Origin of the sequence: Rhodococcus sp. OK611 (assembly GCF_003050885.1) — a bacterium.
GTDB classification, from domain to species: domain Bacteria; phylum Actinomycetota; class Actinomycetes; order Mycobacteriales; family Mycobacteriaceae; genus Rhodococcus_G; species Rhodococcus_G oryzae.
Genome location: NZ_QAOZ01000004.1, coordinates 319,151 through 338,019 on the forward strand (window position 1 = coordinate 319,151; position 18,869 = coordinate 338,019).

Annotated in this window: 17 protein-coding genes; 11 read left to right on the plus strand and 6 right to left on the minus strand. The window is 70.2% G+C overall.

Annotation, left to right across the window (positions count from 1 at the left end; genetic code table 11):
- The first annotated feature begins 152 nt into the window (after positions 1-152).
- The 7 genes from C8K38_RS07135 (at position 153) to C8K38_RS07165 (ending at position 10,152) form a co-directional block, all read left to right on the plus strand.
- Entirely contained in the window at positions 153-1,532 is a 1,380-nt protein-coding gene (locus tag C8K38_RS07135; RefSeq protein ID WP_257017132.1) for an MFS transporter, read from the plus strand.
- On the plus strand, positions 1,529-3,700 hold the full coding sequence (locus tag C8K38_RS07140) for a molybdopterin oxidoreductase family protein (protein ID WP_097210591.1): 2,172 nt from the start codon (positions 1,529-1,531) through the stop codon (positions 3,698-3,700). Before C8K38_RS07135 ends, C8K38_RS07140 begins: the two co-directional genes overlap by 4 nt.
- Positions 3,697-5,217, plus strand: coding sequence for an FAD-dependent oxidoreductase (locus C8K38_RS07145; protein ID WP_097210592.1), 1,521 nt, complete (start codon positions 3,697-3,699; stop codon positions 5,215-5,217). Before C8K38_RS07140 ends, C8K38_RS07145 begins: the two co-directional genes overlap by 4 nt.
- Positions 5,214-7,724, plus strand: coding sequence for a nitrite reductase large subunit NirB (gene nirB / locus C8K38_RS07150; RefSeq protein WP_097210593.1), 2,511 nt, complete (start codon positions 5,214-5,216; stop codon positions 7,722-7,724). The genes C8K38_RS07145 and nirB overlap by 4 nt, the downstream gene beginning before the upstream one ends.
- A gap of 108 nt (positions 7,725-7,832) precedes the next feature.
- Positions 7,833-8,252 carry a nitrite reductase small subunit NirD gene (gene nirD, locus C8K38_RS07155; protein ID WP_097210594.1) on the plus strand — a complete coding sequence of 140 codons (420 nt, stop codon included), beginning with the start codon at positions 7,833-7,835 and terminating at the stop codon, positions 8,250-8,252.
- Complete coding sequence (locus C8K38_RS07160) at positions 8,249-9,409, plus strand: uroporphyrinogen-III synthase (RefSeq protein WP_097210595.1); 1,161 nt, start codon at positions 8,249-8,251, stop codon at positions 9,407-9,409. Before nirD ends, C8K38_RS07160 begins: the two co-directional genes overlap by 4 nt.
- Before the next feature lie 59 nt (positions 9,410-9,468).
- Positions 9,469-10,152, plus strand: a complete 684-nt coding sequence (locus C8K38_RS07165) for a sirohydrochlorin chelatase (RefSeq protein ID WP_245222396.1) — start codon at positions 9,469-9,471, stop codon at positions 10,150-10,152.
- On the opposite strand, the gene C8K38_RS07170 is transcribed toward C8K38_RS07165, so the two are convergent.
- A complete protein-coding gene (locus tag C8K38_RS07170) occupies positions 10,094-11,863 on the minus strand; it encodes an NTP transferase domain-containing protein (RefSeq protein ID WP_097210597.1) in 1,770 nt (589 codons plus the stop codon). The two genes, C8K38_RS07165 and C8K38_RS07170, sit on opposite strands and share 59 nt — an antisense overlap.
- Positions 11,864-11,942: 79 nt before the next feature.
- On the opposite strand from C8K38_RS07170, the gene C8K38_RS07175 reads away from it, so the two are divergent.
- A complete protein-coding gene (locus C8K38_RS07175) occupies positions 11,943-12,446 on the plus strand; it encodes a VOC family protein (protein WP_097210598.1) in 504 nt (167 codons plus the stop codon).
- A gap of 7 nt (positions 12,447-12,453) precedes the next feature.
- Here C8K38_RS07175 and C8K38_RS07180 read toward each other — a convergent pair whose 3' ends face one another.
- A complete protein-coding gene (locus C8K38_RS07180; protein WP_097210599.1) occupies positions 12,454-12,798 on the minus strand; it encodes a zinc ribbon domain-containing protein YjdM in 345 nt (114 codons plus the stop codon).
- 28 nt (positions 12,799-12,826) lie between these two features.
- Positions 12,827-14,050 carry an NAD(P)/FAD-dependent oxidoreductase gene (locus C8K38_RS07185; RefSeq protein ID WP_097210600.1) on the minus strand — a complete coding sequence of 408 codons (1,224 nt, stop codon included), beginning with the start codon at positions 14,048-14,050 and terminating at the stop codon, positions 12,827-12,829.
- Positions 14,051-14,180: 130 nt separating this feature from the next.
- Between C8K38_RS07185 and C8K38_RS07190 the strand changes: the two genes are divergently transcribed.
- Genes C8K38_RS07190 through C8K38_RS07200 form a run of 3 tightly spaced genes read left to right on the plus strand, consistent with a single transcriptional unit; the run spans position 14,181 to position 17,304 of the window.
- Positions 14,181-15,044: a tryptophan 2,3-dioxygenase gene (locus C8K38_RS07190; RefSeq protein WP_257017118.1), complete on the plus strand. Its 864-nt coding sequence runs from the start codon at positions 14,181-14,183 to the stop codon at positions 15,042-15,044.
- An 11-nt stretch (positions 15,045-15,055) separates the two neighbouring features.
- Entirely contained in the window at positions 15,056-16,066 is a 1,011-nt protein-coding gene (locus tag C8K38_RS07195) for an amidohydrolase (RefSeq protein WP_097210601.1), read from the plus strand.
- The gene (locus tag C8K38_RS07200) at positions 16,063-17,304 is read left to right on the plus strand and encodes a kynureninase (protein ID WP_097210602.1); all 1,242 of its coding nucleotides are present in this window, start codon (positions 16,063-16,065) and stop codon (positions 17,302-17,304) included. Before C8K38_RS07195 ends, C8K38_RS07200 begins: the two co-directional genes overlap by 4 nt.
- 12 nt (positions 17,305-17,316) lie before the next feature.
- Here the strand turns inward: C8K38_RS07200 and C8K38_RS07205 are convergent, their stop codons facing one another.
- The 3 genes from C8K38_RS07205 to C8K38_RS07215 are packed head-to-tail and all read right to left on the minus strand — an operon-like array spanning position 17,317 to position 18,822.
- On the minus strand, positions 17,317-17,727 hold the full coding sequence (locus C8K38_RS07205) for an ACT domain-containing protein (RefSeq protein ID WP_097210603.1): 411 nt from the start codon (positions 17,725-17,727) through the stop codon (positions 17,317-17,319).
- Between the two features lie 12 nt (positions 17,728-17,739).
- Positions 17,740-18,036 (minus strand): MGMT family protein, encoded by a 297-nt coding sequence (locus C8K38_RS07210; RefSeq protein WP_097210604.1) that lies wholly within the window; start codon positions 18,034-18,036, stop codon positions 17,740-17,742.
- Positions 18,037-18,822, minus strand: a complete 786-nt coding sequence (locus tag C8K38_RS07215) for an alpha/beta hydrolase (RefSeq protein ID WP_373560230.1) — start codon at positions 18,820-18,822, stop codon at positions 18,037-18,039.
- Positions 18,823-18,869 lie beyond the last annotated feature (47 nt).

An 18,869-nucleotide genomic window follows, 5' to 3' on the forward strand; every position in this document is an offset into this window, starting at 1 on the left:
TTCCGGAGTCATTGCCGGCAGCACCTCGGCAACATCCGACTCGTACCTTTAGGTCTCCCACGCATAGAGGAGACCCGGTGACCACACGTTCGGACGAAGCCACGGCAACAGCCGGCGCGCTCGAGGACAAGTTCTCGAATCGCAAGCACTACATCGCGGAATGGGATGCCGAGGACGTCGAGGCCTGGGAGGCCGGCGGCAAGGACATCGCCAAGCGCAATCTCGTCTGGTCGGTCATCGCGGAGCATGTCGGCTTCTCGGTGTGGTCCATCTGGTCGGTGATGATCCTGTTCATGCCGACCGATGTCTACGGCATCGACCCTGCGGGCAAGTTCTTCCTGGTGGCGGTCCCGACCCTGGTCGGCTCCATCCTCCGCATCCCCTACACCGTCGCGACCGCGCGGTTCGGCGGGCGCAACTGGACCGTGTTCAGCGCGCTGGTCCTGTTCATCCCCCTGGTGCTGACCCTGGTGCTGATGCTGAACCCAGGCGCCTCCTACACCACGTTCCTGCTGGTGGCGGCCCTCGCCGGAGTCGGCGGTGGCAACTTCGCGTCCTCGATGACGAACATCAACGCCTTCTACCCGCAGCGCCTCAAGGGCTGGGCCCTCGGCCTGAACGCGGGCGGCGGCAACATCGGCGTGCCGCTGATCCAGCTCATCGGTCTGCTCGTGATCGCCACCGTCGGTAACACCGAGCCCTGGATCGTCTGCTCGATCTACCTGGTCTTCGTCGGCATCGCCGCGATCGGCGCCGCGCTGTTCATGGACAACCTCGGCAACCAGAAGGCCGACCTGCGGGCGATGGGCAAGGCGCTCAAGTTCCGCGATTCCTGGGTCATCAGCTTCCTGTACATCGGCACCTTCGGTTCCTTCATCGGCTACAGCTTCGCCTTCGGCCAGGTCATGCAGATCAACTTCCTGGCAGGCGGCGACACCCCCGCCCAGGCCGCGCTGCACGCCGCACAGATCGCGTTCATCGGACCGCTGCTCGGCTCGATCGCCCGGCCGATCGGTGGCAAGCTCGCGGACCGCGTCGGCGGCGGCAAGATCACGCTGTACACCTTCTCGGCGATGGCGCTGGCCGCGGCGGTCGTGGTCGGCGCGAGCACCCTCGACGACCGTGCGGCGGGCCCCGCGACCACCGGCACGCTGGCCATCCTGGTCCTGGGCTTCATCGCGCTGTTCATCCTGTCCGGCGTCGGCAACGGCTCGGTGTACAAGATCATCCCGTCCATCTTCGAGGCCAAGGCCCAGGGCATGGACGAGCTCAGCAAGGTCGAGAAGGCCTCCTGGTCCCGCAGCATGTCAGGCGCGCTGATCGGGTTCGCGGGCGCGATCGGTGGACTCGGCGGCGTCGGCATCAACCTGGTGCTCCGGGCCTCGTACCTGAGCCCGGCCAAGTCCGCGACCATGGCGTTCTGGGTCTTCTTCGGCTTCTACCTGGCCTGCATCGTCGTCACCTATGTGGTGTTCCTGCGCCGCCCGGCGGCCAGGGACGTCACCGAGACCGAGGAGTCGGTGCTGGTATGACCATCGCAGTTCCGTCACTGGTCTCCACCCCCACCCACTGCCCGTACTGCGGACTCCAGTGCGCGATGAACATCGCGCGGGACTCCTCGGCAACGGATCAGGCCCTGACCGCGACGGTCACGGGTCGGAGCTTCCCCACCAACCGGGGCGGGCTGTGCCAGAAGGGCTGGACCAGTGCGGAACTGCTGCGGAACCCGAACCGGCTCACCGCACCGCTGGTGCGCCGGGACGGGGAACTGACCCCCGCGAGCTGGGACACCGCGCTCGACATCGTGGCCGACGGCTTCGCGGCGGCGCAGGCAAAGGGCGGGCGCGACGCCGTTGCCATCTTCGGCGGCGGCGGGCTCACCAACGAGAAGGCGTACCAGCTGGGCAAGTTCGCCCGGGTGGCGCTGCGCACCTCGAACATCGATTACAACGGCCGGTTCTGCATGTCCTCGGCGGCGGCAGCGGGTGGCAAGGCCTTCGGGCTCGACCGCGGTCTGCCCTTCCCCGTGGCCGATCTCGGTGCGGCGCGGGCGATCCTGATCCTGGGCGGCAACGTCGCCGAGACCATGCCGCCGTTCGTCGGTCACCTCGCGACCGCGGCGGACGCGGGCGGACTCATCGTCGCGGACCCCCGGCGCACGGCCACCGTGGAACGCGCGCTCGCAGGCGGCGGGGTGCACCTGCAACTGAGCCCGGGCACCGACCTGCCGCTGGCACTCGGCCTGCTGCACCTGGCCGTGCTCGACGGCCGGATCGACCACAACTTCGTCGGCGCCCGCACCGAGGGATTCGACGATGCCTGGCTGGCCGCCGCGCAGTGGTGGCCCGAGCGCACCGAGCGGGTCACCGGGGTGCCGGTGAGCGCGCTGCGCCGCACGGTGGAGATCCTGTGGCGCGCACAGCAGTCCGACGCTGGTGCCTACATCCTGACGGCCAGGGGAGCCGAGCAGCACGCGACCGGGACCGACACCGTCTCGGCCGTGATCAACCTGGCCCTTGCCCTCGGGCTGCCCGGCCGCCGGGGCAGCGGTTACGGCGCCATCACCGGGCAGGGCAACGGGCAGGGCGGTCGCGAGCACGGGCAGAAGGCGGATCAGCTGCCCGGCTACCGCAAGATCACAGATCCCGCCGCGCGGGTGCATGTCGCGCAGGTGTGGGGCATCGACCCCGCCGAGCTGCCCGGCCCGGGCAAGAGCGCGTACGAGCTGCTCGAGTCGATCGGCACGCCCGGCGGGCCGAGCGCGCTGATGGTGCACGGGGCGAACCTCGCGGTGTCGGCTCCCCGAGCCGGCCATGTCGTGGACCGACTGTCCGCGCTGGACCTGTTGGTCGTCAACGACTTCCTGCTCTCGGAGACCGCCGCCATGGCGGACGTCGTCCTGCCGGTCCTGCAGTGGGCAGAGGAAGAGGGCACCATGACCAGCCTCGAGGGCAGGGTGCTGCGCCGCAAGGCCGCCGTGCCCGCCCCCGAGGGACCGCGTTCCGAGCTCGAGGTGCTGGCTGGGCTCGCGCGCCGTCTCGGTCAGCCCGCGGGTCGGTTCGGAACCGATCCCGAGGCCGTCTTCGAAGAGCTCCGGTTGGCCTCCGCGGGCGGGGTCGCGGACTACTCGGGGATCAGCTACGCCCGGCTGGACGAGGGCGCCGCGCTGCACTGGCCGTGCCCGGCCACCCCAGCGGGCGAGCCCGAGCACCCCGGGACACCGCGTTTGTTTCTTGATCGATTCGAGACCCCGAACGGCCGTGCGCGTTTCGTCGCGGTGGAGCACCGTGGGCCGAGCGAGGGGACGGACGCCGAGTTCCCGTTGGTGGCCACGACGGGACGGGTCCTCGCGCACTACCAGTCCGGGGCGCAGACCCGCCGGATCGACGAACTGGTCCGCGCTGCGGGCGGGATGTTCGTGCAGGTGCACCCCGACACCGCGCACCGGGTGGGCCTCGTCGAGGGTCAGCAGGCCGCCGTGGTGAGCAGGCGGGGCCGGACCGAGGCGACTGTGCGCTGCGACGACAGCATGCGGCTCGACACCGTGTTCCTGCCGTTCCATTTCGCCGGCTCCGGTCGGGCGAACCTGTTGACCAACCCGGCTCTCGACCCGACGAGCGGGATGCCGGAGTTCAAGGCATGTGCGGTGAGGCTGGAGACGATACGTCAGTCGACATCAGACACGGAGGCGATGGCATGACCAGGACCCGAATCGTGGTGGTGGGCAACGGCATGGCCGGCTCGCGACTGGCGGAGGAACTGCGGCGACGCGACCCGGACGGAGCGCGGCTCGACATCGTGGTGATCGGTGCCGAGGCGCACCCCGCCTACAACCGCATCCTGCTCTCGAACGTGTTGGCGGGCAGCATCACCGGCCGCGACACCCGGCTCAAGCCGGACGGCTGGTGGGAGCGTCAGGGCATCGACGTCCGCTCCGGTGTCCGGGTGACCGGCATCGACACGGCCGCACGGACCGTGCGCTGCGACGACGGCACCGGGGCCGGTCACGAGGAGATGGGCTACGACGAGTTGGTGCTGGCGACCGGTAGCCGATCGTTCATCCCGCCGATCGCGGGCGCGGTGGACGAGTCGGGCACGCTGGTCGACGGCGTCGCCGCGTTCCGCACGATCGGCGACTGCGACCAGATCATCGCCGCGGCCGCCGGCGGTTCCAGTGCCGTCGTGCTGGGCGGCGGCCTGCTCGGACTGGAGGCGGCCCGCGGACTGCTGATGCGTGGCATGGACGTCACGGTGGTGCACCCCAAGGACTTTCCGATGGAGCGCCAGCTCGACCCCGCGGGCGGCGCGGTGCTGACCCGGGTGCTCACCGAGCTCGGCATGCGGATGGTGCTCGGTCGCAGGGCGGTCGCCCGCGACGCAGAGAACCGGACCGTGGTGCTCGACGACGGGACCGAGTTGCCCGCCGATCTGCTGGTGCTGTCCGCGGGGATCCGGCCGGAGGTGTCGCTGGCCGAGTCCGCGGGCATCGCGATCGATCAGGCCATCGTGGTCGACGACCTGCTGCGGACCAGCGCCCCGCGCGTCTCTGCCATCGGGGAGTGCGCGCAGCACCGTGGCGAGGTCTACGGACTGGTGCAGCCGGGTTGGGAGCAGGCCGCGGTGGTGGCCGAGCGGCTCGCGGGCGAGAACCGATTCGCCACCTACCACGGGACCGCGAACGTGACGCGGCTCAAGGCGCACGACATCGACCTCGCCTCGATGGGCGACATCAGCGCCGAGATGCACTGCAGCCACAGCGAGGTGCTGACCCTGGCCGACCCGACCCGAGGGCGCTACGCGAAGGTCGTGGTGCGGGAGGACCGGGTGGTCGGGGCGGTGCTGCTGGGAAACCCCGACGTGGTCGGCACCCTGACCCAGCTGTTCGACGCGCAGCTGCCGGTCCCGGTGGATCGGATGTCGCTTCTCATCGGCCGCGGATCGGGCGCGGGCGTCGAGGTGGCGAGCCCGGCCACCATGCCGGGGTCGGCTGTGGTCTGCAGGTGCAACTCGGTGACCAAGTCGCAGCTGACCACGGCGTGGAAGGCGGGCTCGCGCAGCGTGGCGGCCATGGCCACGGAAACCAGGGCGACCACCGGCTGCGGCGGTTGCAGCTCCGTCGTCCATGGCATCTGCGAATGGCTACGTAACTCGGATCCGGAACCAAGAGACCAACCAGCACACGAAACACCATCGATCGAAGAAGAGGGCGCAGCATGAACAACAAGTCGGTAGTGGTGATCGGGCACGGAATGGTCGGCCATCGATTCGTCGAGGCGCTGCGCGCGCGGGACGAAGACGCCCAGTGGCGAGTGACCGTTCTGTGTGAGGAGGCGCTGCCCGCCTACGACCGGGTCGGCCTGTCCTCGTACGTCGGGTCCTGGGACGCAAAGGAACTGGCGCTCGCGGGCAACGACTACGCCGGTGACCCGCTGGTCGACCTGCGGACCGGCGAGCGGGCTGTCGCGATCGACCGCACCGCACGCACCGTCACCACCGGCGCCGGCGACACCCTCGGCTACGACGCCCTCGTCATGGCCACCGGCTCGTACCCGTTCGTGCCGCCGATTCCCGGCCACGACCGACCCGAGTGCTTCGTGTACCGCACCCTCGACGATCTCGACGGTATCCGCGCCACCGCGGAGAAGGCGGGTCCGGGGGCGGTCGGCGTCGTCGTCGGTGGCGGCCTGCTGGGCCTGGAGGCGGCCAATGCGCTCCGGCTGATGGGCATGACCCCGCATGTGGTCGAGTTCGCCCCGCGGCTGATGCCGCTGCAGGTCGACGAGGGCGGCGGCGCGCTGCTGGCGCGGCTGGTCACCGACCTCGGCGTGACCGTGCACGCGGGCGTCGGCACCGCCGCCATCACCGAGGGGCCCGACGGCGTGAGCGTCGAGCTCTCGGACGGATCGGTGATCGAGGCGGCGCTGCTGGTGTTCTCCGCGGGCATCCGGCCGCAGGATCAGCTGGCCCGTGCGGCCGGACTCGAGGTCGGTGAACGCGGCGGCATCCTCACCGATCTCGGCTGCCGGACCTCCGACGAGGCCGTCTACGCCGTCGGCGAGTGCGCGGCCGTCGAGGGCGTCGCGTACGGCCTGGTGGCGCCCGGCTACACCACCGCCGAGATCGTGGCCGATCGGCTGCTCGGCGGCGCGGCCGAGTTCCCTGGCGCGGACCTGTCCACCAAGCTCAAGCTGATGGGGGTGGACGTCGCCAGTTTCGGTGACGCGCACGCGCAGACGCCCGGTGCGCTCGAGGTGGTCCTCAGCGACGCGGCCAAGGGCACCTACACCAAGCTCGTGGTGTCCGACGACGCCAAGATCCTGCTCGGCGGCATCCTCGTCGGCGACGCGTCCGCGTACGCGTCGCTGCGGCCCCTGGTGGGACGCGAGCTCCCCGGCGACCCGGCGTCGCTGATCTCGCCTGCGGGCGAGAAGCCCGGCGCCGGATCGCTGCCCGACGATGCCGAGGTGTGCTCCTGCAACGGCGTCACGAAGGGCGCCATCTGCGGTGCGATCGCCGAGGGCGCCTGCGACATCGCGTCCGTCAAGAGCTGCACCAACGCGGGAACCACCTGCGGGGGGTGCCTGCCCACGATCAAGCAGCTACTGGCCTCGTCCGGCGTGGTGATGTCGAAGGCTCTCTGTGAGCATTTCGAGCAGTCGCGCGCGGAGCTGTTCGAGATCGTGATGGCGACCGGTACCCGCACCTTCTCCGCGCTGATCACCAAGTTCGGCACCGGAAGCGGATGCGACATCTGCAAGCCTGTGGTCGCCTCGATCCTGGCCTCGACCGATTCGGATCACATCCTGCACAGGAACCAGGCCTCGCTGCAGGACACCAACGACCACTTCCTGGCCAACATCCAGAAGAACGGCACCTACTCGGTGGTGCCGCGGATGCCCGGTGGCGAGTGCACACCCGAGCAGCTGATCGTGATCGGTGAGGTGGCACGGGATTTCGGTCTGTACACCAAGGTCACCGGTGGCCAGCGCATCGATCTGTTCGGTGCCCGCGTCGAGCAGCTGCCCGCGATCTGGAAGCGACTGGTCGACGCCGGCATGGAGTCCGGTCAGGCCTACGGCAAGTCGCTGCGCACGGTGAAGAGCTGTGTCGGATCCACCTGGTGCCGGTACGGCGTCCAGGACTCCGTTGGCATGGCCGTCGGACTCGAGAACCGTTACCGCGGTTTGCGTTCCCCGCACAAGATCAAGTTCGGTGTCTCCGGGTGCGCGCGTGAGTGTGCGGAGGCCCGCGGCAAGGACGTCGGCGTCATCGCCACCGAGAACGGCTGGAACCTCTACGTCGGCGGCAACGGCGGTCAGTCGCCCAAGCACGCGCAGCTGCTGGCCGGTGGTCTAGACGACGAGACGCTGATCCGCTACATCGACCGGTACCTGATGTTCTACGTCCGCACCGCCGACCGGTTGCAGCGCACCGCGCCGTGGGTGGAGGCTATGGAGGGCGGCCTCGATCACCTCAAAGCTGTGGTCTGCGAGGACAGCCTTGGTATCGCCGAGGAGCTCGAGGCGGCCATGGCCAAGCACGTCGAGGGCTACCAGGACGAGTGGGCTGGCGTGCTCGACGATCCGGAGAAGCTCTCGCGCTTCGTGTCCTTCGTCAACGCACCGGAGGAGGCCGACCCGACCGTGGTGTTCGACGAGTCCGGCGATCGCAAGATCCCGGTCCTGATGGGGATTCCGCCGATGCCAGCCACGATCTCCCAGTAGCGGATGAGGACCGCTCAGAACCTGCTTACCCCGAGGGAATCACGGCTTAACGCCCAGGTAACACCGGAAAAGTAGAAAGTAAGCCTGCATTACAGGAGGACCACGATGATGACCGTTATCGAGATGAAGGCGCACAACGTGACCGGACCCGGACGCGAGAGCGTCAACGACGGACGACTCGAATGGACCTCGGCCTGCCCGCTCAGCCACCTCATCCCGGGGCTCGGTGTCGCGGTGTTGATTCGGGGGGGCGAGCAGGCAGCCCTGTTCCTCATGGAGGACGGCTCGCTCTACGCAGTGGGGAACATCGACCCCTTCGGGCGCGCGGCGGTGATGTCGCGCGGCCTGGTCGGGGACAGGGCAGGCGAGCCCATCGTGGTCTCGCCCCTGCTCAAGCAGGTGTTCTCGCTCGTCGACGGGCGCTGCCTCGACGACGAGTCCGTCCGGCTGCCGGTGTACGACGTGCGGGTCTGGGCGGGCATGGTCCAGGTCCACAGCACCTCGTCTGCCGTGGCGGACAGCGCATGAGCGAGGGCAAGGCGGTGCCGCAGGTCGGTGAGCCTCTGTCCGGTTTCACCGTGGGGGTGACCGCGGCCAGGCGATCGGAGGAGTTCACCACCCTGCTGACCCGTCGCGGTGCCACCGTCGTGCACGCGGCCGCGATCCGGATCATCCCGCTCGTCGACGATGCCGAGCTGGAAAGGGTGACCAGGGAACTGATCGACAACCCGCCCGAGATCGCGGTCGCGACCACCGGAATCGGGTTCCGCGGCTGGATGGAGGCCGCCGATGGCTGGGGCCTCGCCGAGCAGTTGGGCGGCGCGCTGTCGACCGCCCGGCTGCTGGCCCGCGGTCCGAAGGCAAAGGGCGCGATCCGCGCCGCAGACCTGCGCGAGGAGTGGTCCCCGGTTTCCGAGTCGTCGGCCGAGGTGATCGATCACCTGCTGGCCGAGGGTGTCGAGGGCAAGCGGATCGCCGTGCAGTTGCACGGCGCCACCACCGAGTGGGAGCCGCTGCCCGATTTCTGCGAGGTGCTGCGGGTGGCCGGGGCCGAGGTCGTCCCGGTTCCGGTGTACCGGTGGACCCAGCCCGACGACCCCACCGCGATGGACCGGCTCATCGAGCTGACTGTCGGAGGGGGTCTGGACGCGCTGAGCTTCACCAGCGCGCCCGCGGTGGCGTCGATGCTGATCCGGGCCAAGGAGATCGGTCTCATCGATCCGTTGCTGAACTCGTTGCGCACCCGGGTGCTCGCGGTCTGCGTCGGCCCGGTGACCGCGGCGCCGCTCGAGGCGCTCGGTGTCCCGAGCACCATGCCGGGGCGGGCGAGGCTCGGGTCGCTGGCCCGGCACATCGCCGAGGAGCTGCCGCGCCGCTCGATGCGCCTGCGCGCGGCGGGTCACGACGTGAGCGTGCGGGGCGGATGTGTCGTCGTGGACGGCGAGGTTCGTCAACTCGCTCCTGCCGCAATGGCTTTGATGCGAACACTGGCGCACCGGCCCGGACGGGTCGTCTCGCGGGAGGAGTTGCTCTCCGTGCTCCCCGGCGGCGGCGAGGACACCCACGCGGTGGAGACCGCCATCGCGCGGCTGCGGACCTGTCTCGGCGCCCCGAAGATCGTGCAGACGGTGGTCAAGCGCGGCTACCGTCTCGCGCTCGACCCGGTCGATTGCGGGGACGACTAGTGGCCGGGCCGGCGCTGGTGCTCGTCGCGCACGGCACCAGGAGCCCGCGCGGCGTCGACATGGTCGCCGCGCTCGCCGATGCCGTGGCGGACGAGGTGGGCACCACCCGCGTCGCCTTCGTCGACGTCCTCGGTCCGTCGCCCTCGGAGGTGCTCCGCGACCTCGGCGGGCCCGCCGTCGTGGTGCCCGCCTTTCTCGCCTCGGGGTATCACGTGCACACGGACGTCCCGCGCGAGGTCGTCGATTCCGGGCACCCCGATGTGACCGTCACCAGGGCACTCGGGCCGGACCCGGTGCTGGCCACCGTGCTGTTCGAGCGCCTGCGCGAGGCGGGCTGGCGGCTGGGCGACGCGGTGGTGCTCGCGGCGGCCGGATCGTCGGATCCGCGCGCGCTGGCCGACGTGCGCCGCGGCGCCATGATGCTCGCGGAACTGGTCCGGAGCACGGTGCACATCGGCTACGTCGCGACCGCGGAGCCGCGGGTGCCCGAGGTGGTCGAGGGGCTGCGGTCGGCGGGTCACCGCCGGGTGTTCATCGCCTCGTATCTGTTGGCGCACGGCCTGTTCCACCGGAGGCTGGTCGATGCCGGATCGGACGGGGTGGCCGAGCCGCTCGGGGTGCACCCGGCTCTGGTTCGGCTGTTGGCCGACCGCTATCGCGCCGGCTGCGCGGACATCGCGTCCGTCAACGAGGCAACGGCAGCAGTTCCGCGGAGCCACCGTCAGGCGTTGCCGGTTCGATGATCGCGAGGGCGTCGGCCCCGATCAGCGCGGCGAGGTGAGCCGTCCCCACCGGCGCGGTCGCGTACCAGTGACCGTCTGACCGTCGGGTGGCCGTGACGACCCGAGGGGCGTCGGAGGCGAGTTCCGCGGCGTTCTCGATCGGCGCGCGCGGCCGGGTAGGGGCCGGGGCGCCGGTGAGCGCGGCGACCACGGCAGGCGCCGTCATGAGCATCGTGGCGACCGCCGCGAAGGGGTTGCCGGGCAACCCCAGCACGATGCGGCCGTCCGGCAGCACCGCGACCACCTGCGAACCGCCCGGCCGGCATCGCACCCGCCCGACCACCAGGCGGGCGCCGCAGCGGGTGAGCGCCATCCGCAGGTGATCGGCGGCGCCGCCCCCGGTCGCGCCGACGATGACGATCAGGTCGGGTTGCGCTCCCGTGTCCGAAACCGGCTGCGCCAGTAGCTCATCGAAGCCCCCGACGGTGTCGCGCAGGTGCGATTCGGCGGCCGTGCGAATCCCGCACCAGGACAAGAAATGCGGCATCACGGGTCCGAGGCTGTCCCGGGTCTGGCCGGTGCGCAACGGGCCGTCTCGGCGGATCTCGTCCCCGGTCACCACGATGTGGGCCGTGACGGGCCCACGGACCAGTAGTTCGGTGACCTCGCCGCTGAGCGCCACCGAGACGACGGCGGGGGTGACCGGTTCGCCCGCCTCCGCGAGCGGTGCACCCGGCTGCCAGTTCTCACCGCGCCTGCGGGTGTCGTCGCGGACCGGTGCGTCCGGGCGCCTGCTCAGCGTGGTGTCCGCGAGTTCGACGTGCTCATCGCGCACGACGGAGGTGGCCCCGGACGGCACATGGGCACCGGTGGCGATGCGCACCGCGTGCCCGGGTTCGAGCTCGACCTCGTCCTCCGAGCCGGCATAGCGGATGGCCGTGTCGAGTTGCCAGGGGCCGTCGCCGGATACGGCGTAGCCGTCCATCGCCGAGATGTCGATCCGGGGCAGCGCGTCGGCGGCGAGCATCGGTCGCGCCAGCACCCCCCCGATCGCGGCGAGCGGGGCGGCCGAGCGAGCGGGCAGCATGGCGACGGCCTCGCGGACGGCCCGCCTGGCCTCATCGAGACCGACGGCGGGGGAGGCGCTGCGCGCCCGGGCGGCTGCGACATCGGCCTCGGTGTCGCAGTCGGAGATCCCGGCCATGGGAACGGTGACGTACCCGGCCGGGATCAGTGTCTTCATCGGCCTGTTGGCCAGATCGGTGCGCCCGAGCTCGTCGAGCCCCGCGGACAGCGCATCCCGGTGCCACACACCGAGGAGGAACTGCACCCGACCGGATTCGTCGAGCGCAAAGGCCGCGGGTGCACTCGGCTCGCGGTCTAGCGCCGCGACCAGGCTCTCGATCGATGCCGCGGACAGGAACGGTAGGTCGGCGGCGATCACCACCACCGGGGTGGTGCCGCCGCCCAACTCGAGCAGGCCCGCGTCCATCGCGAGGACCGGGCCGCCGCCGACAGGCGATTCCTGAGTCTGTGCGATCGAGGCGGCGAGGTCGTCGCGGTGCGGTCCGACGACGACCACCCGCTCCGCCCCGGCGACGGCGTCGAGCGCGGCGCGCAGCATCGAACGGCCGGCGATGACGATCGCGGGCTTGTCGACGCCACCCATCCGGGTGGCGGATCCGCCGGCGAGAATGACTGCATCATATGCCGAGGGAGCGCCGGTGGTCATCGATAGATGATCCCATTGATCTGCAGGTGATTCGAATTGAGGACGCCGGTTGTCCTCGATCCTCCCTAGCGTCGGAGGCATGGAAAAGACGACGCAATCCACCCAGGTCCGGCCAGTCCCCGAGGGCTACGCCACCGTCACGCCCTGGATCATCTCCCAGGACACCGCGCGGCTGCTCGACTTCGTGCGGGACGCGTTCGACGCCGAGGAACTGGCCCGCGTCGAGTACGGGGGCGCGATCGGACACGCGGAGGTGCGGATCGGGGACTCGGTGGTGATGATGTTCGACGGTCGCCCGGATTGGCCGGACACGCCCGGCTTCCTGCGGCTGTACGTCGAGGACGCCGATGCCACCTTCCTGCAGGCACTTGAGGCGGGGGCAACGCCGGTCACGGAGGTGACCGAACTCTTCTTCGGGGATCGCGTCGGTCGCGTCCGCGATCCGCTGGGCAACCTGTGGTGGATTCAGACCCGCGTGGTGGATCTGACGCCAGAAGAACTCGAGATCCGTTCGCAGCAGCCGGAATTCGTGGCCGCGATGGAGTACGTCGCGGGCGCCCCACTGGTGCAACCGTCGACGTAACCCCGAGTCAGGCCTTCTTGACCACGCTCGACTTGAGCTGCATCGGACCGATGCCGTCGACCTTGCAGTCGATGTCATGGTCGCCGACGCCCTTGACCAGACGGATGTTGCGCACCTTGGTGCCCGACTTGATGCCGGTCGGGCTGCCCTTGACCTTGAGCGTCTTGATCACCGTGACGGTGTCGCCGTCGGCGAGCACGTTGCCGACGGCGTCGCGGATCACGTCGGTGCCCTCGTCATCGCCCGCGCCCGCCGCCCACTCGTGTGCGCATTCCGGGCAGACAAGGAGTGAGCCCATCTCGTAGGTGAACTCGCAGGAGCACTGGGGGCACGGGGGCAGGGTCTGATCCATCTGTCCATCGTATTCGCGAGGAGGATCGTCACCGGACCGCTCGCCTGGCGCGCGCCGCGCGGGCCAGCATTCGTGGAGAGAGCATCACGAAGGGCGAGCGGTTGCGGGTGCCGTACGCGAAGAACCGGTCCGCCACCCACGGATCGCGGGCGGCGCCTGCGAACAGCAGGCGTTGCAGCGGATTGAGTCGAGGACGCTGGCTGAATTCGATCGCGAAGAACTGGTGCGGCCACAGTCGCATCCGGTGATGACGCTGGTAGCGACGTGCCGCCCGGTCTATCTCTCGGTCGGTGCCGGTCACGAGCGGTTTCGCGACGGAGTCGCTCAGCCACTCGGCGGTCTGCAGCGCCCAGCCGCACCCGGCGCCCCAGACAGGGTCGAGTACCAGGGCGGCGTCCCCGACGAGCGCGACGCCGGGAGCGGCGATGCGGAGCCGGGTGACGCTCGGGTAGTCGCGGGTGCCGACGACATCGGACACTCGCTCCGCATCGGTCAGGTCCGGGGCGTCCGGCAGACCCTCGAACATGCGCACCAGCGCTGCCTCCTTGTCGTCGTCGAACTCCGGCAGTCGGCTCTTGTCGGGCACGGCGGTGAGGACGGTGACCCCGGCATCGTTGCCGAACGCGTATGCCGCGTCGGGCTCGAGCAGCCACAGCTGGACCGATTGCCCATGGGGGATGGTGACGTTCACGAAGGAGGCGAAGTAGGCGAAGCGGTCGTTCCGGGACTCCCGGCCGGGTAGGCCGGCGAGCCGGGCCACCTTCGAGGACAGACCGTCCGCGCCGACGACCAGTCGGCAGGAGAGCCGTCCCACGCGGTCGGCGACCACACCGTCGACGCGCCCATCGGGACCTCGAGTCAGCTCACGCAGCTTCGCGCCCAACATCAGATCGACACCCGGCGCCTTGGCGGCGGTTCGCCGCATCAGCGGATCGAGGATCTCGCGTCGGAGGTTGTAGCCGTGCGATGGTCGGTTTGTCGGTTCCGGTTCCTCGACCCAGCCGAATCGACTCCAGGCGTTGCCGTGGTTGCGGATCGCCCCGGCGGCCTCGAGTTCGGAGGCGAGTCCGAGCCGCTGGAGGGTGGGGAGCGCGCACGACTGGATGTAGTGCGTGCACATTCGCTTGTACGCCGCCGGATTCCGATTCGCCTCCAGCAGCGCCACCCGCAGGCCTCGGCGTCCGAGCAGGATGGCGGCCGTGCACCCGGCCAGGCTCGATCCGACAATTGCGACGTCGTACTCGCCGTCCATGATCGCTCACCGCGATTCGGTCGTAGAAATACGCCGCCTTTTAGTGTCGCAGTTGCCCGGTGCGGATGTAAACACAACGATTCGGCCACGGCCGCGGACGATATCCGCAGGTCGGCGGACAATCACACGCATGACGCTGGGCGGTGAACCGAACTTCCGGGAGCTCGAGCCTGGCATCGTCACGGACTTCAGCGCCAGAATGAGCTACGGCTCCTACCTCGACCTGGGCACGCTGCTCAGCGCGCAGAACCCGGTCAGCGAGCCGCAGCACCACGACGAGATGCTCTTCATCATCGCGCACCAGACCACCGAGCTCTGGCTCAAGCTCGTCCTGCACGAGATCCGCGCGGCCCGCGCCGCGTTCGCCGAGGACGCCATCGGGGTGGCGCTCAAGTGCATCGCCCGCGTCAAGCACATCCAGAAGTCGATGACCGAGCAGTGGTCGATCCTGGCGACGCTGACGCCGACCGAGTACGCCGAGTTCCGAGGTTTCCTCGGCAGCGCATCCGGATTCCAGTCGTACCAGTACCGGGCCGTCGAGTTCATCCTCGGGAACAAGAACGCGGACCTGCTCGGGGTGTTCGAGGCGGATCCGCCGTCCCATGCCGTCCTCGACGATCTCCTGGGCGAGCCGACCCTGTACGACGAGTTCTGGCGCTGCCTCGCCCGTGCGGGCTACGACGTGCCCGGCTCCGCGCTGGACCGCGAGGTCACCGCGGCCTATGTGCTGAACCCAGAGCTGATGCCGCTGGTCAAGCACGTCTACGAGCATCCGGGGGACTGCTGGCCCGCGTACGAGTCCTTCGAGGAGTTCGTCGACCTGGAGGAGAGCTTCCAGCTCTGGCGGTTTCGGCACCTACGGACCGTGCTGCGGGTGATCGGGATGAAGACCGGCACCGGCGGGTCCTCTGGCGGCGCGGGGTACCTACAGCGCGCGCTCGAACTCAGCTTCTTTCCCGAGCTGTTCGCGGTACGCACCGAGCTGGGGAACTGACGGGCCGGGGCATGAACGTCGACGTCGCGAACCTGTGGAGCGGGGCGTGGTTGGGACGCTGCCGACTGACGGTTGGCGGCGATCTGCTGGTCTCGGCTCGGCGGCGGAACGCCATGGACGGGCGCGCCGATCTCGAGATTCCCGGCGTGGTGTTCGCGGGCCTGCGCGACGCGCACGTGCACCTCGGGCTGGTCGATGCCGGCGCCCTCTTCGCGGGTGGGCTGGCGGTGGTGCATGACCTCGGCTCGCCGCCGTCGGTTCTCGCCCCGTTCGCCGACGCGGCGGTGCACACCGGACTACCCGAGGTGAGCTTTGCGGGTCAGTTCCTCACCGCCCCTGGCGGATACCCCACCGACCGGTCCTGGGCGGCGGCCGAGTCGGTGCGCGTGGTCGACGGACCGCAGGCGGCGGCGAGCGCCGTCGACACCCAGGTCAGGGCGGGCGCGTCCTTCGTGAAGATCATGCTGAACAGCGCGGCGGGGCCGGTGTTCGACGACGCGACGCTCGACGCACTGGTCGGAGCCGCGCACGCGGACGGAGTTCCCGTCGTCGCGCACGCGGAGGGACGGGGCCAGGCCGCGCGCGCCTTCGAGGCCGGAGTAGAACGACTCGCGCACACCCCGTGGACCGAGCGCCTGCCCGAGGAACTGCTCACGGCGATGGCGGCGTCGATGCGGTGGATCAGCACGCTCGATATCCACGGCCGCGGAGGCGAATTCGATGTCGCCACCGACAACCTTCGCCGGTTCCGTGCGTGTGGCGGGGTCGTGAAGTACGGAACCGACCAGGGCAACGGTCCGCAGCCGGTCGGACTCAACCCGCGTGAACTCGACGCCCTGCTCGACGCAGGCCTCGATCGGGTGGCGGTGCTGGAGTCGATCACCATCCCGTGGCCGCCGGGCACCTCGACCCGGCTCGCGTGGGCGCCGGGTGCGCCGCCCAGCGATGAGAGGCACTGGGCCTCCTGGCTCGCCTCGACCCGCAACCTCGAGTCGGCGCAGATCAAGGAGCAGTTCGGATGAGTCTCTCGAGTCCTGTCCCACAACACTTCTCGGTGCGCGCCGTCGAACTCGACGATACCGATCCGCTGTGCTCGTACCGGGACCTGTTCGTCGACGCCCCGTCCGTCGTCTCCTACCTGGACGGGAACTCGCTGGGGCGGCCGACCAAGGCGGGTGCCGAGCAGGTCGCCCGCTTCGTCGCCGAGTCCTGGGGCGGCAGGCTGATCCGTGGCTGGGACGAGGAGTGGTTCGACCTGCCCCTGACCATCGGCGATGATCTCGGGCGGGTGGTGCTCGGCGCGGCCGCGGGCCAGACCGCGGTGGGCGACTCCACCAGCGTGCTGCTCTACAAGCTGGCCAGGGGCGCCGTCGCGCTGCGGCCGGGGCGCGACGAGATCGTGGTGGACACAGACAATTTCCCCACCGACCGCTACGTCCTCGAGGCGGTCGCGTCCGAGCTCGGGATGACTCTGAGGTGGATCGAGTCGGACCCGCGGAGCGGGGTGCGCGCGGACGAGGTCGCCGCGGTGGTCGGGGACCGGACCGCGCTGGTGGTGCTCAGCCACGTCGCCTATCGGTCGGGTTATCTGGCCGACGCCGCCTCGATCACCCGGGTCACGCATGCTGCGGGCGCGCTCATGTTGTGGGACCTGTGCCACTCGGTCGGCTCGGTCCCGATCGAACTCGACGAGTGGGGAGTCGATCTCGCCGTCGGCTGTACCTACAAATACCTGAACGGCGGGCCCGGATCGCCCGCGTTCGCCTATGTCCGCGCCGGGCTGCTGGAGGAGTTCGTGCAGCCGATCTGGGGGTGGATGGGCCGCGAGGACGTTTTCGAGATGGCGGCGGGCTACCGGCCCGCGCGCGGCATCCGGCGGATCCTCAGCGGCACGCCGGCGATCCTGGGGATGATCGCGATGCGCGACACCGTCGAGCTCATCGACGGGGCGGGGATCGGTGAGATCAGGGCGAAATCGGTGCGGCTCACCGAGTTCACGCTCGAGCTCGTAGCCGAGTCGCTCGTTCCGCTGGGGGTGACGATCGCGTCGCCGGTCGACCCGAGTCTGCGCGGCGGCCACGTCACCATCGACCACCCGCGCTTCCGGGCCGCGACCCCCGCGCTGTGGGAGCGCGGGGTGATTCCCGACTTCCGGGCGCCCGAGGGACTTCGGCTGGGGCTGAGCCCGCTGAGCACCAGCTTCAGTGAGGTGGTCGCCGGCGTGGAGGCGATACGCGCCGAGCTGGCGGTCGGGGACTGAGCAGCCGATCGGTCAAGCCCGGCGGCCCCGAGCCTCGGCGGCCAGCGCGTTCAGCTCGTCGATCGCACGCGACGCATCGTCGACGGGCACCAGCAGGTGGTCGTGGTGGTATCCGGCGATGACGTTGCAGCTGATGCCGGCCTCGGCCAGCCGCGAGCTCACCGCCGCGGTGAGCCCGACGGCGTCCAGCGCGGAGTGCACCCGCAGCGTCAGCCAGGCCGCTTCGAAGTCGTAGCCCCAGCCGCGGGCGTCGGCCTCCGCCTTGGCGACCACCAGGGTGACGCCCTCCTCCTCCGTGATCGTTGCCGCAGCCGGGATCCCGGCGGCCGCTGCAGCGGGCACCGAGACGAATACGAACGTCCCCGGATGTCGGACCGGGTTCATCGATGAGATCAGGACCTCGAGGTCGCGTTCGCCGCTCATCGCTCGACGATCTCAGAACTCGTGTCGCGCGGCGGCGAGGTCGACCCGTCCGTCACGGATCGGCACACCTTCGAGCGCCAGCTTCGAGATCTGACGGTGCGCGAGATGGGCGGCAGGCCTGCCGCTCGCACCGAGCACCCGGTGCCACGGCAGGTCGGCCGAGTCGGTGCGCATGATCCAGCCGACGGTCCTGGGGCTCGACAGCCCGGCGGCCGCCGCGATGTCGCCGTAGGTCGCCACCTTGCCGGGCGGGATCGCCGCGACCAGCTCGCGGACCCGCTCGATCTGCGCCTCCGTGGTGGCGGCCACCTACAGCAGCTTCCCGATCAGTTCCGCGACGTCTACCGGCCTGGCCTGCCCGACCATATGATCTACGTCCATCTCGACCACGGTGAGGCGATCGCCGAGGTGTGCCGCGAGGGCGGTCCGGAATGCCGCGGTGACATATGGCGGTTGCACCCGCATCGCCTGCACCAGGATCGTGGGCAGGTCCGCGGGCGGCAGCACGAACGGCCGGGCCAGTTCGCCCCAGGACGCCACGATCGCCGGGATCGACATCCGCCAGCCGACCCGGCCGCCCTCGCGGTCGATCAGGTGCTCGGTGAGCTCGGCGTCGAGCACGTCGTCCGCCACGTCCGCCCACGCCCCATGCACCTTCTCCGAACGCGCCTCCGCGGTGTCGGTGTAGTCCGGGAACCGGACGGTCAGGTCGGCGATCTCCGCCATGAACGCCGGATCCATTCCGATCGCGGGGTCGAGGAGCACCAGGGCGCGCACCCGCTCCGGTACCCGGCGGGCCAGGTGCACGGCGATGGCGCCGCCGTACGAGTGGCCCACCAGCACGACCGGCTCGGTGGCCTCGGTCTCCAGGACCCCGACGAGGTCGTCGACCTGGTCGGCGATGCCCCAGGGCGGCGACCACGTCGAGCGGCCGTGGCCCCGCAGGTCGGGCGCGATCACCCTGGCCTCGGGCAGGTGCCCCTCCGCGAGGTGCTGCCAGCGCTGACCGTGGCCGGTGAGGCCGTGCAGCGCCAGGACCTGCCTGCCGGCCGGGGGCCCGAAGCGGTGGATGTGGATCTCGCCCATGCCGGACATCTTGCCGGATCCCACGGATCACGGAGGACGTGGCGGACGCGCGGCGG